Origin of the sequence: Pseudomonas entomophila L48, assembly GCF_000026105.1 — a bacterium.
Lineage (GTDB): Bacteria > Pseudomonadota > Gammaproteobacteria > Pseudomonadales > Pseudomonadaceae > Aquipseudomonas > Aquipseudomonas entomophila.
Genome location: NC_008027.1, coordinates 1,791,470 through 1,804,723, shown reverse-complemented (window position 1 = coordinate 1,804,723; position 13,254 = coordinate 1,791,470). Strand labels below are relative to the sequence as shown.

Genomic DNA, 13,254 nt, shown 5'->3' with positions numbered 1-13,254 from the left:
GTCCCCGCCCCCCCGGATGGATTAAAGTATCAGCCCTTGCCCGGCAGTCGCTTCCACCCGTTTGCGCCGGCTCATTCCCAGGAACCGTCGACGATGGAACACCGTGAGGCGCTGATCGCGCTGCGCACCTTTCTCTCTTCCCAGATCCTCGGCCAGGAGAAACTGGTCGAGCGCCTGCTGATCGTGCTCCTGGCCGACGGCCACATGCTGGTCGAAGGCGCCCCGGGCCTGGCCAAGACCAAGGCCATCAAAGAGCTCGCCGAAGGCATCGAGGCGCAGTTCCATCGCATCCAGTTCACCCCCGACCTGCTGCCCGCCGATATCACCGGCACCGAGATCTACCGCCCGGAAACCGGCAGCTTCGTGTTCCAGCAGGGGCCGATCTTCCACAACCTGGTGCTGGCCGACGAAATCAACCGCGCGCCGGCCAAGGTACAGTCCGCCCTGCTCGAGGCCATGGCCGAGCGCCAGGTCAGCGTCGGGCGCAGCACCTACGAGCTGTCGCCGCTGTTCCTGGTGATGGCCACGCAGAACCCGATCGAGCAGGAAGGCACCTACCCGCTGCCCGAGGCCCAGCTCGACCGCTTCCTCATGCACGTGAAAATCGGCTTCCCCGACGCCGCGGTAGAGCGGCGCATCCTCCTGCAAGCCCGGGGCGAGGCGCTGGGTGGCGAGGTGAAGCCCGAGCGCCGGGTCAGCCAGCAGGCGATCTTCGCCGCGCGCAAGGAAATCCTCGGCCTGTACATGGCCGACGCCGTGGAGGAGTACCTGGTGCAACTGGTGATGGCCACCCGCACCCCGGCCAAGTTCGACAGCGAACTGGCCGACTGGATCGCCTACGGCGCCAGCCCGCGCGGCTCGATCGCCCTGGACCGCTGCGCACGGGCGCACGCCTGGCTGGCCGGGCGCGACTTCGTCAGCCCTGAAGACATCCAGGCGGTGCTGTTCGACGTGCTGCGCCACCGCATCATCCTCTCGTTCGAGGCCGAGGCCGCAGGGGTCGACCAGGACCGGGTGGTCCAGCGCATCCTCGACGTCGTGGCCGTCGCCTGACCGGCATGCCCACCACGCACCTGGCCGAGCACGGCATCCGCATCGGCCTGTCCGAGCTGATCGACATGCGTCACCGCGTGCGCGAGATTCAGCTGTTCTCCCGCCCCGGCCAGCGCAGCCCGCTGGTGGGGCTGCACCACTCCAAGCTGCGTGGGCGCGGGGTGGACTTCGACCAGGTGCGGGTCTACCAGGCCGGCGACGATGTGCGCAACATCGACTGGCGCGTCACCGCGCGCACCCAGGAGCCCCACACCAAGCTGTTCCACGAAGAGCGCGAGCGGCCGATCTTCATCATGGTCGAGCAGAGCCAGCGGCTGTTCTTCGGTTCAGGGCTGCTGTTCAAGTCGGTGCTCGCCGCCCAGGCCGCCGCATTGTTCGGCTGGGCCGCGCTGGGCCACAACGACCGTATCGGCGGGCTGGTGTTCGGCGACAACGAACACCACGAGGTCAAGCCGCGTCGCAGCAAGCAGAGCCTGCTGCAGTTGCTCAACCGCCTGGCCAAGGTCAACCAGGCGCTGCACACCGAAGCGCTGCCGCACCCCGACAGCCTCGGCCTGGCCCTGCGCCGGGCGCGCGAGGTGCTGCGCCCGGGCAGCCTGGCCATCGTCATCTGCGACGAGCGCGCCCTCAGCGCCAACGTCGAGCAGCACCTGGCGATGCTGTCGCGCCACTGCGACGTGCTGCTGATGCCGGTCAGCGACCCGCTCGACCACGCCCTGCCCGCCGCCGGCCTGCTGCGTTTCGCCCAGCGCAGCGCGCAGCTGGAGCTCGACACCCTGGACGCCAACCTGCGCCAGGCCTACCGTCAGCAGGCAGAGGCGCGCATCGAGCGCTGGGAGCTGCTGGCGCAGAAGCTGCGGGTGGTGCTGATGCCGCTGAGCACCCAGAGCGAGATGATCGAGCAACTGCGCGAGTACCTGAACGCCCAGCGCCCGGGGAACACCAAATGAACCCACTGGATCAGCTGCAACCGCTGATCGCCCCGCCCGCCGTCGGCTTCTGGCCCCCGGCGCCGGGTTGGTGGCTGCTGCTCGCCCTGCTGCCACTGCTGGGCTGGGGAGCATGGCGCCTGCGCCGCTGGCGCCCAGGCAAGCGCAAGATCGTGCGCGCCGAACAACCGCTGGACCCGCTGCGCGTGGAGGCACTGGCTGAACTGGCACGCCTGCCGCGCCCCTACGACGGGGCCCCGGCCGGCGCCTGGCTGCAGCAGATCAACGCCCTGCTCAAGCGCCTGTGCCGCATCCACTACCCCGGTGCAAACAGCCACACACTGAACGGGCGCCAGTGGCTGGCATTCCTCGACAACCGCTGCCCGGCCGCCGGCCTGACCCGCTGGATGGTGCTGGTCGAAGGTGCCTACAAGCCCGAGTGCAAGCTCGACGACAAGGCCATCGCCGGGCTCGCCCAGGCGGTCGAAACCTGGATCCGCAAGCATGTTTGAACTGGCCTGGCCGTGGATCTTCGCGCTGCTGCCGCTGCCCTGGCTGATGCGCCTGCTGCTGCCGGCCGCCGACAGCGGCGAGCCGGTGCTCAAGGTGGGCTTTCTCGACGAGCTCGAAGGCCTGGCCGGGCGCCGCGCGCGCCTGAACCTGCCGACGATGCGCCAGCAGGCGCCGTTCGTGCTGATCTGGCTGCTCCTGCTGCTGGCCGCCGCCCGCCCACAATGGCTGGGCGACCCGGTGCCGGTGTCGGCCAGCGGCCGCGACCTGCTGGTGGCGGTGGACGTGTCCGGCTCCATGGACTTCCCCGACATGCAGTGGCAGGGCGACGAAATCAGCCGCCTGGACCTGGTCAAGGCGCTGATGGGCGACTTCCTGCAAGACCGCCAGGGCGACCGGGTCGGGTTGATCCTGTTCGGCAGCCAGGCCTACCTGCAGGCGCCGTTGACCTTCGACCGGCGCACCGTGCGCACCTTCCTCGACGAAGCGCAGATCGGCATCGCCGGCAAGAACACCGCCATCGGCGACGCCATCGGCCTGGCGGTCAAGCGCCTGCGCCAGCGTCCGGCGCAGAGCCGGGTGCTGATCCTGATCACCGACGGCGCCAACAACGGCGGGCAGATCCACCCGCTGACCGCCGCGCGCCTGGCCGCCCAGGAAGGTGTGCGCATCTACACCATCGGCATCGGCGCCAACCCCGAGGCCAGCGGCACCCCTGGCCTGCTCGGCCTGAACCCGAGCCTGGACCTGGACGAAGCCTCGCTCAAGGAGATCGCCGGGATCACCCACGGCACCTATTTCCGCGCCCACGACGGTGCGGAGCTCAACGCCATCGGCGACACCCTCGACCAACTCGAGCCGGTGGCCCAGCAGCCCACCCAGGCGCGCACCGCCACCGAGCTGTATGCCTGGCCACTGGGCCTGGCATTGCTGCTCAGCGTGCTGCTGGTGGTGGCGGTGCAATGGCCCGACAACCTGCTGCTGCGCCAGCTGCGCAAACCCAGCTTCCTGCAGCCCCACCCGGAATGGCGCCAGCGCCTCAAGCGCCTGCGCCTGAGGAGGCGGCGATGATCGACCTCTGGCCGCAATGGCTGCGCCCGCTCTGGCTGCTGGTGATCCCACTGCTTGGCTGGCTGCTGTTCAAGCTCTGGCACCGGCGCAAGCGCGCCGGGCGCTGGCAGATGATCCTGCCGCCGCAGTTCCACGCCGTATTGCTCGGGGGCGGCAGCGGCAGCACCAGCAAACTGCCGTGGGTCGCCCTGGGCCTGGCCTGGCTGCTGATCGTGCTGGCCCTGCTCGGGCCGAGCTGGCAGCGCCTGGAGGAAACCCGCCAGCGCCCGGCCGACCCGCTGGTGATCCTGCTCGAACTGACCCCGCAGATGCTTGCCGAGGACAGCGCGCCCAACCGCCTGGAGCAGGCCCGGCGCAAGATCCTCGACCTGCTCGAGCACCGCCAGGACAGCCAGACCGCGCTGATCGTCTACGCCGGCTCCGCCCACACCCTGGTGCCGCTGTCCGACGACCTGGGCACCACGCGCAACCTGCTGGAGGCGATCGACCCGTCGATCATGCCGCAGCCCGGCCAACGCGCCGACCTAGCCGTGCAGAAGGGCCTGGCGCTGCTGGCCCAGAGCGGCCTGGGCCAGGGCCGGCTGCTGCTGGTCGGTTCTTCCTTGAGCAACCCAGAGCGCGAAGGCATCAGCCAAGTCCTCGGGCGCCAGGGCCCGAGCCTGCTGATGCTGGGCGTGGGCAGCGCCGAGGGTGCGCCGGTGCGCCAGGCCAACGGCGAATACCTCAAGGACGATCAAGGCGGCATCCTCCTGCCGCGCCTGGACAGTGCCTCGCTCAAGGGTTTCATCAACGGCACCGGCGGGCGCTACCGCCACGCGCGCATCGACGACCTCGACCTGCGCGGCCTGGGCCTGTTCGACAACCCACGACTGCTGCGCAACGACGGCCAGACCGTGCAACTGGACAGCTGGGCCGACCAGGGCTACTGGTTGCTCCTGCCGCTGTTGCTGCTCGCCGCCTGCGCCGGCCGCCGCGGCTGGCTATTCTGCCTGCCGCTGTTGCTGGCCCTGCCGCAACCGAGCCAGGCCTTCGAGTTCAACGACCTGTGGCTGCGTCCCGACCAGCAGGGGCAGCACCTGCTGGAGCGCCAGCAACCGGCCGAAGCCGCCCGCCATTTCGAAGACTCGCAATGGCGCGGCATGGCTTTGTACCAAGCCGGTGACTTCGAAGGCGCCGCCGCCGCTTTTGCCAAAGGCAACACGGCGGCCGCCCACTACAATCGAGGCAATGCCCTGGCCCGGGCCGGCGAACTGGAAGCGGCGCTGGACGCCTACGAACAGGCGCTGGAGCGCCAGCCCGACTTCAAACCCGCCCTGGACAACCAGGCGCTGGTCCAGCAACTGTTGCAGCAACAGCAGGCCAAAGCCGAGGAACAACCGGCCAACGCCGATGAACAAGGCACCCCGGATGCCGACAGTGAAGGCAACAGCAGCTCGACCAGCAGCCAGGCCCAGGGCACACCGGGCAGCGACGAGCAGGCCCAGGCCCAGCAATCCGGCGAGAACAACGGCAACACCCAGGCGCCCCCCGCCACGGCCGGTGGCGACGACGACAGCATCACGCAGCCGCCCCAACGGCCGCAGTCCAGCAGCCTCGACGCCGAACAGCGCCAGGCCCTGGAACAATGGCTGCGGGAGATTCCCGACAACCCGGCGGAGCTGCTGCGGCGCAAATTCTGGTACGAACAGCAATTGCATCAGGAACCCTCACGATGAGTCGCTTCGGCGTCTTTTTCCTCAGCCTGCTCTGGAGCCTTCTGGCCCAGGCCGCCCCCATGCTGCAAGCCAGCGTCGACCGCACACGCCTGGAGGCCGGCGAAACCTTCGAGCTGACCCTCGAAAGCCAGGACGTCACCCAGTTCGGCAAGCCCGACCTGCACGCCCTCGATGCCGATTTCGAGGTGCGTGGCACCCGCCAGCTCAACAGCCTGCACAGCCTCGACGGCGAAACCCGCGCCAGCACGCGCTGGATCATTACCCTGCTGCCCCGGCGCAGCGGCAGCCTGCGCATCCCTGAATTGCAGCTGGGCCAATCGTACAGCCAGCCTATCGATTTGCAGGTGCAGCAGGCCGACAGCCAGCGCCCGGACGTGGCTTCGCAGGTGTTCGTCGAGGCGACCCTGGACAGCGACACTGTCTACGTCCAGGCCCAGGCCGTGCTCACCCTGCGCATCTACCATTCGGTGGCGCTGTACGACGACAGCAGCCTCAGCCCGTTGCAGCTGGAAAACGCCAAGGTCGACCCCCTGGGCGAGTCGCGTACCTACGAGAAAGAGATCAACGGCGTGCGCCACGGCGTGATCGAAACCCGCTACGCGATCTACCCGCAGCAAAGCGGTACCGTCGAGATCCCGCCACTGAGCTTCACCGCCACCGCGGCCGACAACGGCGAGCAGACGGCCGGCACGCCGCGGGTGGGGCGCCAGGTCCAGGTCAACTCGTTGCCGCTGCGCCTGACGGTCAAGCCGATCCCGGCCAGCTACCCCAGCGACCGCCCGTGGCTTCCGGCGCGCAGCCTGACCCTGGAAGAGCACTGGAACCCGGACCCGGCCAGCCAGCCCACGCAGATCGGCGACTCACTGACCCGCAACATCACCCTGCGCGTTGAGGGGCTGTCGAGCACCCAGCTGCCGCCGCTGCCAGCCACCGAGACCGTGGGCCTGCGCCGTTACCCGGACCAGCCCCTGCTGCGCAACGAAATCGACGAACGCGGCATGGTCGCCAATCGCGAGGAGCGCGAGGCGCTGGTGCCGACCCACAGTGGCCAGCTGGCCCTGCCGGCGCTGGAGGTAACTTGGTGGAACACCCGCGAAGACCACCTGGAGCACAGCAGCCTGCCAGCGCGCACCCTGGAGGTGCAGGACAACCCAGCCCTGAGCGCCGACACGCCGGTCGGCGACAGCGGTGGTCGCACGGCCGTGCTGTGGCCGTGGCAGCTGGCCACGCTGGTCCTGGCCCTGACCACCCTGCTCGGTTTTGCCCTGTGGTGGCGCGCCCGCTCGCAACCGGCGGTATTGCGCGCGGCGCAAAGCGGCCCCAGCCCACGGACCCTGCTCGACGACCTCAAGCGCGCCTGCCAGGCCAACGATCCACAGGCCACGCGCCAGGCCCTGGATGCCTGGGCGCGCCAGCAGCCGGAGACCCTGGCCGAGATGGCGGCGCGGTTCGTGCCGTTGTCGGATGCGCTGGATGGTTTGAATGGGGCTTTGTACAGCGAGAGCGGCCAGTACTGGCACGGGGATGAACTGTGGCGGGCAATCGGGACTATCCCGCCCGCCGAGCAGGTACAGACACCGTCGGCAGAAAGCGGAAACCTGCCACCGCTGTATCCGAAATAAGGCGTGGCGCCTGTCCCGGCCCCGTCATCTGTTGTCGACGACGCGGCCGGGACGCGAGCGACCCGACGGTATTACTTCTCGAACGGGTTCCAACCTTGCTGGCCTTTCACCTCTTTGAGGTAGTAGGCATAGTTGGTCACCGTGGCCCACAGCGCTGCCAGGCCACAGTTCACGCCCGTGTCCACGGCACGGGGCAGTTCTGTCCCGGTGAACCCTTCATAGAAGCCCAGCACCAGGCCCACGGCCAGGGAGATCCCCAGCAGCGCCAGGTTCTTCTTCCACAAGCCGAGGACGAACAGGTAGATCGGCCCGAAGAAGAACGCGATGAAGTTCATGTTGATCAGCAGGCGCTTGCCCATCGGCAAGGCCTTGAACGCCGCCTTGAACGTCGGGCTCAGCGGGCCACCGTGCTGGGCGAAGAAGGCGAAGCGCTCCTGCCACTTCGGCTTGTAGCGGGTCAGGTCGGCTTGGGTCTGGGGAATACTTTCCATAATCGTTCCTTAAGGACTTTCAGTAGGGCTATCAGCCGAATGCCGCGTGCGGTTGCATCCGTGCCGCCATTCACGTGGAAGGTGAAGCACTTTTCCGTCGCCCACGCGCAGGCCTCGGACGACAAGGTCCGGGAAGGCAATGGCGAAATGGCGGAAGGAAGGGACTGCGAGGGCTTCATAAAACATCCTTGTTTCAAAATATTAAAACACTAGGGTAAAAACTGGACAAGCCAAGCGTGGGGAGACCGATCCAAAGGCGCGAGTTGGGTTACCATAGCCGCCCTTCCGAGACCGCCCGACTCGACAACCTACAGGTCACCCATGCGTCTGTTTCACACCTCCGACTGGCACCTGGGCCAGAGCCTGCACGGCCAGGAACGCGACTTCGAACACGCCTGCTTCCTCGACTGGCTGCTTGGCCAGCTGCGCCTGCGCCAGCCCGACGCGCTGCTGATCGCCGGCGACATCTTCGACACCGTCAACCCACCGGTCAAAGCCCAGGAACGGCTGTACGACTTCATCGTCCAGGCCCACGAGCAACAGCCCAAGCTGGATATCGTGATGATCGCCGGCAACCACGACTCCGGTTCACGCATCGAACTGCCGGCGCCCCTGATGCGGCGCCTGCGTACCCATGCCCTGGGCCGGGTGCACTGGCTCGACGAGGGCCAGCTGGACACCGAACGGCTGCTGATTCCGCTGACCAACGCCCGCGGCAAGGTCGGCGCCTGGTGCCTGGCCCTGCCCTTCCTGCGCCCCGCCGAAGTGACCGGCCCCGCGCTGGGCGACGATTACCTGCAAGGCATCACCCAGGTGCACGAGCAACTGATCGCCGCTGCGCAGGCGAAACGCAAGAAGGATCAGGCGCTGGTCGCCATCAGCCACGCGCACATGGCCGGCGGCAGCATTTCGGAGGACTCCGAGCGCAGCCTGATCATCGGCAACGCCGAAGCGCTGCCGGCGCGTCTGTTCGACAAGGCCATCAGCTATGTCGCCCTCGGCCACCTGCACAAGCCGCAGAAGGTCAACCGCGAGGAGCGTATCCGCTACAGCGGAGCGCCGATCCCACTGTCGTTCGCCGAGATCAACTACCCGCACCAGGTGCTCGAAGTGGAGCTGGACGGCAGTGAACTGGTCAGCGTCGAGGCGCGCCCGGTGCCACGCGCCGTGGCGCTGCGACGGGTCGGCCCGGCGCCGTTGGGTGAACTGCTCGAACAACTGGCCGACCTGCCGGTGATCGACCTGCTCGAAGACCCCAACCGCCAGCCCTGGCTGGAGGTGCGCGTGCGCCTGGACGAGCCGCAGCCCGACCTGCGCCAGCAGATCGAAGGCGCATTGCAAGGCAAGGCCGTGCGCCTGGTGCGCATCAGCGCCGAGTATGCCGGCAGCGGCCGTGCTGAAGATGACGAGCAAGCCTTCGTCGAACTGGCCCAGATGACCCCGCAGGACCTGTTCGGCCGCGCCTGGGAGCAAGCCTACGGCAGTGCCGCCGACGAGCAGGCCCTGGCCGACTTCGCCGAACTGCTGCAAGACGTCCTGCATGAGGAGGAGCAGCCATGAAGATTCTCGCCATTCGCCTGAAGAACCTGGCCTCGCTGGCTGGCCCGGTCGAAATCGATTTCACCGCCGAACCCCTGGCCAGTGCCGGTCTGTTCGCCATCACCGGCCCCACCGGCGCTGGCAAGAGCACCCTGCTTGATGCCCTATGCCTGGCCCTGTTCGGTACCGTGCCACGGCTCAATGACATCGCCCGGGAAGCCAAGGTACCCGATGCCGACGGTGAAATTCCCACTTCCGACCCGCGCAACCTGCTGCGTCGCGGCGCCGGCAGCGGCTTCGCCGAGGTGGACTTCGTTGGCATCGATGGCTGCCGCTACCGCGCACGCTGGGAAGCCAACCGGGCCCGCGAGAAAGCCAACGGCAAGCTGCAGAACAGCCGTCAGAGCCTTTATGACCTGGACAGCGAACAACTGCTGGGCAGCGGCAAGAACGAGTACAAGCAGCTGGTCGAGGCACGCCTGGGGCTGAACTTCGAGCAGTTCACCCGCGCGGTGATGCTGGCCCAGAGCGAGTTCGGCGCGTTCCTCAAAGCAGATGACAAGGAGCGCAGCGAGCTACTGGAAAAGCTCACCAACACCGCGATCTACACCCGCCTCGGCCAACGCGCGTTCAGCAAGACCCGGGAAACCGGCGAAGTGCATAACGACCTGAAAAAGCAGGCCGAACACCTGCTGCCAATGGAAAGCGAAGCCCGCGCGGCCCTCGACCAGCAACTGGAACAGGCCCTGCAGCAGTTCAAGGCCGACCAGGCGCGCCAGCGTCAACTGGAACAGCAACGCACCTGGCTTGATGAGCAGCGCCGTCTGCAGGCCCAGCACACTGAGGCTGGCAAAGCACTGCAAGGCGCCGAGCATGATTGGCAGCAACTGGCCGAGCAGCGCCTGGACCTGCAACGCCTGGAACGCCTGGCCCCGCAACGCCACCAGTTCCACCGCCAGCAGACCCTGGCCGCGCAATTGAACCCCCTGCTGACGGAGATCGATCAGCAGCAGCACCAGCAAAACGCACTGCAAGCCCGCACCGGCGAGCAGGAGCAGGCACTGGAAGCTGCGCGCCAGGCCTTGGCCCAGCACCAGGCACAGCACAGCGAAAACGCCCCGCGCCTGCGCCAGGCCTTCACCGCCCAGAGCGACCTGGCCCGCCTCGACAAGGAACTGGTCGAGCAACGCGAGGCCTGCCAGCACGCCGAGCAGGCCGTCGGTGAAAGCCAGCAACAGCTGCAACTGCTTGAAGACAATCAGCAACGCAGCCAGCAGCAACTGGCGCAGATCGACGCCGCTCTGGTCGAGAGCGAGCACCTGGGCAGCCTGGCCGACGCCTGGCAGGCGTATCTGCCACAGCTCAAGCAAGTGATGCTGGTCGGCGGGCGCCTGGCCAAAGGCCGTGAAGAACTGCCCGGCCTGCAAGCGCTGGCCAGCCAGGCCAATGCCCAGTTGCAAACCCAACGCGACACGTTCGAGCTGCTGTTCCGTGAAGCCGGGGCCGAGCCCCAGGCGCTGGCCGAGCAGATCGACTTGCTGGGCAACATGCTCCAGGAAAATCGCAAGCAACAACGCACCGTCGAGGAAGTCGCGCGCCTGCATGGTCGCGAGCTGGAACTGCGCCAGGGTATCGCCGCGCTGCGTGAACGTCAGCAACAGGCCATGCAGCAACGCCAGCAGCTGATCACCGAAGGCACCGCCGCCAAGGCCGAGCTGGAAGCGGGCGAACAGGCCCTGACCCTCACCCGCCAGTTGCTGGAACGCCAGCGCCTGGCCCGCAACACCAGCGTCGAGGAACTGCGCGCCCAGTTGCGTGATGGCGAACCCTGCCCGGTCTGCGGCAGCGCCGAGCACCCGTTCCATCAACCCGAAGCCCTGCTGCACAGCCTTGGCCGCCATGACCAGGCCGAAGAGGACGCCGCGCACAAGCGTGTAGAACAACTCGGCGCCACGCTGGTGGAACTGCGCACCCAGCTGGGCGTGGTCAACGCTCAGCTCAAGGACTATCAGCAGCAACAGGTGCAATTGGGCGAGCAGCTGCAACCTGTGGTCGAGCAGGTCCAGGACCACGTGCTATGGCCCGCCCTCGCCCCGCAGGACGACAAGGCCCGCAGTGCCTGGCTCGATGGCCAGTTGCGCCGCCTGGACGAAGAGATCAACCGCGACGAGAAACGCCAGGGTGCCCTGCTCGCCCTGCAGAAGGATGCGGCGCGCCTCAACCAGCAACTGCAGGCTGCCAACGACGCCCAGCAGCAAGCACAGCGCCACCTCGAGCAGCAACACCAGGCCCTGGCCACTGACGAGCAGCAGCTTGAGCAAAGCCTGATCGACCTCGCCAGCGTGCTGCCTCAGGACATCCTCCAGGCCCTGCGCGACGACCCGGCCAATGCCTTCCTCGGCCTGGACCAGCAGATCGCCCTGCGCCGACAACAGCTCGACCAGCGCAAGGACGAACAGGAAGAACAGCAGGCCCGTCAGGGCCAGCTGGACAAGCTGCGCGATCAACAGCAGAACCGCCAGCACAACCTGCAGCAGCTGCAACACAAGCTCACCGCCCTGGATGAACAACACCAGCTGGCACGTACCACGCTGGGCGAACTGCTGGGCGAGCAACCCACTGCCGAAGCCTGGCAAAAGCACATGGACACGCAGCTGGAGCAGGCCCGCGCCACCGAAGCGGACACCGCACAGCACCTCCAGGCATTGCGCACCCAGAACCTGGAACTAACCGGTGAATTGAAGGCCAACCACCAGCGCCAGCAAGCGCTGGAGCAGGAGCACCAGCACCTGCAGGGTGAAATCGCCCAATGGCGCGGCGAGCACCCCGAGCTGGACGACGCTGGCCTCGATCGCCTGCTGGCCATCGACGACGCTCAACTGGGCGAACTGCGTCAACGCCTGCAAGGCGCGGAAAAAGCCATCGAGCAAGGCCGCGTGCTGTTGCAGGAGCGCGAACAACGTCTGCAGCAGCACGCCACCCAGGCGCAAGCCGACTTGCCGGTTGAAACGCTGGAGCAGGCGCTCGCCGAGCTCCAACAGCAGCTGGCGGCCCAGGAACAACACTGCGCCGAGTTGCGTGCCCGGCAGGCTGACGACCAACGCCGACAACAGGCCCACCAGGCGCTGGCCGAACAGATCGACCAGGCCTATCGCCAGTGGCAACGCTGGGCACGCCTGAACGCATTGATCGGCTCGGCCTCGGGCGATGTGTTCCGCAAGATCGCCCAGGGCTACAACCTCGACCTGCTGCTGCACCACGCCAACAGCCAGCTGCGCCAGTTGGCGAAACGTTATCGCCTCAAGCGCGGCGGAAGCGCCCTGGGCCTGCTGGTGCTGGACACCGAGATGGGCGACGAGCTGCGTTCGGTGCACTCGCTGTCCGGCGGCGAAACCTTCCTGGTCTCGCTGGCCCTGGCCCTGGGCCTGGCGTCGATGGCCTCGAGTACCCTGCGCATCGAGTCGCTGTTCATCGACGAAGGCTTCGGCAGCCTCGACCCTGAGTCGCTGCAACTGGCCATGGACGCCCTTGACGGCCTGCAGGCCCAGGGGCGCAAGGTGGCGGTGATTTCCCACGTGCAGGAGATGCACGAGCGTATCCCGGTGCAGATCCAGGTGCGCCGCCAGGGCAACGGCCTGAGCGACGTGGAGGTATGCGGGTGATTCTCTACTCATTCCGCCGCTGCCCCTGGGCCATGCGCGCGCGCCTGGCCCTGCGCTATGCCGGATGCGAAGTTCGGGTGCAGGAAGTGAAGATGAAAGAGAAGCCGCCCGAACTGCTGGCGCTGTCGCCCAAGGGCACGGTGCCGGTGCTCGATACCGGGGATGGCGTACTGGAGGAAAGCCTGGACATCATGCGCTGGGCGCTTGATCGGCATGACCCTGAGGACTGGCGCCTGCAGGCCGATCCGGCGGCGGCGCGCCAGGCCGACACCCTGATCGCACGCAACGACAGCACGTTCAAGGCGCAGGTGAATCTGTACAAGTATGCCGAGCGCTACCCCGAACACACGCGGGAACATTACCGACAGCAGGCTGAACCGTGGCTGGCGGAGCTGGAAGGGATGCTCGATGGCCGCCCCTATCTGCTCGCCGACCATCCGAGCCTGGCCGATGCCGCCCTGTTGCCCTTGATGCGCCAGTTTGCCGGGGTCGAACCCGAATGGTTCGTCGAGGCGGCTTATCCGCGGCTGCGGAGCTGGTTGCAGGGCTGGCTGGCGTCAGCGCTGTTCAAGGCCGTGATGGCCAAGTGAGACAGCTTGTTGCTCAAAGCGCCAGGATTGGCGCGGACATCAACAACAGCACTACCGCCGTGATACGCCACA

Annotated in this window: 10 protein-coding genes; 9 read left to right on the top strand and 1 reads right to left on the bottom strand. The window is 67.3% G+C overall.

The window, feature by feature from the left end:
• Window positions 1-93 precede the first annotated feature (93 nt).
• From PSEEN_RS08085 to PSEEN_RS08060, 6 genes are read left to right on the top strand one after another with little or no spacing between them, the layout of a single operon-like run.
• Window positions 94-1,053, top strand: coding sequence for an AAA family ATPase (locus PSEEN_RS08085; protein WP_011532987.1), 960 nt, complete (start codon window positions 94-96; stop codon window positions 1,051-1,053).
• 5 nt (window positions 1,054-1,058) lie between these two features.
• Window positions 1,059-2,003, top strand: a complete 945-nt coding sequence (locus PSEEN_RS08080; RefSeq protein WP_011532986.1) for a DUF58 domain-containing protein — start codon at window positions 1,059-1,061, stop codon at window positions 2,001-2,003.
• Window positions 2,000-2,494 (top strand): DUF4381 domain-containing protein, encoded by a 495-nt coding sequence (locus tag PSEEN_RS08075; protein ID WP_011532985.1) that lies wholly within the window; start codon window positions 2,000-2,002, stop codon window positions 2,492-2,494. Before PSEEN_RS08080 ends, PSEEN_RS08075 begins: the two co-directional genes overlap by 4 nt.
• Entirely contained in the window at window positions 2,487-3,563 is a 1,077-nt protein-coding gene (locus PSEEN_RS08070; RefSeq protein ID WP_011532984.1) for a vWA domain-containing protein, read from the top strand. The genes PSEEN_RS08075 and PSEEN_RS08070 overlap by 8 nt, the downstream gene beginning before the upstream one ends.
• Window positions 3,560-5,278, top strand: coding sequence for a vWA domain-containing protein (locus PSEEN_RS08065; protein WP_011532983.1), 1,719 nt, complete (start codon window positions 3,560-3,562; stop codon window positions 5,276-5,278). Before PSEEN_RS08070 ends, PSEEN_RS08065 begins: the two co-directional genes overlap by 4 nt.
• Window positions 5,275-6,900: a BatD family protein gene (locus tag PSEEN_RS08060; RefSeq protein WP_011532982.1), complete on the top strand. Its 1,626-nt coding sequence runs from the start codon at window positions 5,275-5,277 to the stop codon at window positions 6,898-6,900. Before PSEEN_RS08065 ends, PSEEN_RS08060 begins: the two co-directional genes overlap by 4 nt.
• Before the next feature lie 71 nt (window positions 6,901-6,971).
• Here the strand turns inward: PSEEN_RS08060 and PSEEN_RS08055 are convergent, their stop codons facing one another.
• Window positions 6,972-7,391 carry a DUF2628 domain-containing protein gene (locus tag PSEEN_RS08055; RefSeq protein WP_011532981.1) on the bottom strand — a complete coding sequence of 140 codons (420 nt, stop codon included), beginning with the start codon at window positions 7,389-7,391 and terminating at the stop codon, window positions 6,972-6,974.
• A gap of 321 nt (window positions 7,392-7,712) precedes the next feature.
• On the opposite strand from PSEEN_RS08055, the gene PSEEN_RS08050 reads away from it, so the two are divergent.
• Genes PSEEN_RS08050 through PSEEN_RS08040 form a run of 3 tightly spaced genes read left to right on the top strand, consistent with a single transcriptional unit; the run spans window position 7,713 to window position 13,182 of the window.
• Complete coding sequence (locus tag PSEEN_RS08050; protein ID WP_011532980.1) at window positions 7,713-8,951, top strand: exonuclease SbcCD subunit D C-terminal domain-containing protein; 1,239 nt, start codon at window positions 7,713-7,715, stop codon at window positions 8,949-8,951.
• Window positions 8,948-12,592, top strand: coding sequence for an AAA family ATPase (locus PSEEN_RS08045; protein ID WP_011532979.1), 3,645 nt, complete (start codon window positions 8,948-8,950; stop codon window positions 12,590-12,592). The genes PSEEN_RS08050 and PSEEN_RS08045 overlap by 4 nt, the downstream gene beginning before the upstream one ends.
• Window positions 12,589-13,182 carry a glutathione S-transferase gene (locus PSEEN_RS08040; RefSeq protein ID WP_044488704.1) on the top strand — a complete coding sequence of 198 codons (594 nt, stop codon included), beginning with the start codon at window positions 12,589-12,591 and terminating at the stop codon, window positions 13,180-13,182. Before PSEEN_RS08045 ends, PSEEN_RS08040 begins: the two co-directional genes overlap by 4 nt.
• Window positions 13,183-13,254: the final 72 nt, after the last annotated feature.

Coding starts and splice junctions, on each gene's coding strand:
- PSEEN_RS08085 (WP_011532987.1), top strand. CDS start 94: ATGGAACACCGTGAGGCGCTGATCGCGCTGCGCACCTTTCTCTCTTCC.
- PSEEN_RS08080 (WP_011532986.1), top strand. CDS start 1,059: ATGCCCACCACGCACCTGGCCGAGCACGGCATCCGCATCGGCCTGTCC.
- PSEEN_RS08075 (WP_011532985.1), top strand. CDS start 2,000: ATGAACCCACTGGATCAGCTGCAACCGCTGATCGCCCCGCCCGCCGTC.
- PSEEN_RS08070 (WP_011532984.1), top strand. CDS start 2,487: ATGTTTGAACTGGCCTGGCCGTGGATCTTCGCGCTGCTGCCGCTGCCC.
- PSEEN_RS08065 (WP_011532983.1), top strand. CDS start 3,560: ATGATCGACCTCTGGCCGCAATGGCTGCGCCCGCTCTGGCTGCTGGTG.
- PSEEN_RS08060 (WP_011532982.1), top strand. CDS start 5,275: ATGAGTCGCTTCGGCGTCTTTTTCCTCAGCCTGCTCTGGAGCCTTCTG.
- PSEEN_RS08055 (WP_011532981.1), bottom strand. CDS start 7,391: ATGGAAAGTATTCCCCAGACCCAAGCCGACCTGACCCGCTACAAGCCG.
- PSEEN_RS08050 (WP_011532980.1), top strand. CDS start 7,713: ATGCGTCTGTTTCACACCTCCGACTGGCACCTGGGCCAGAGCCTGCAC.
- PSEEN_RS08045 (WP_011532979.1), top strand. CDS start 8,948: ATGAAGATTCTCGCCATTCGCCTGAAGAACCTGGCCTCGCTGGCTGGC.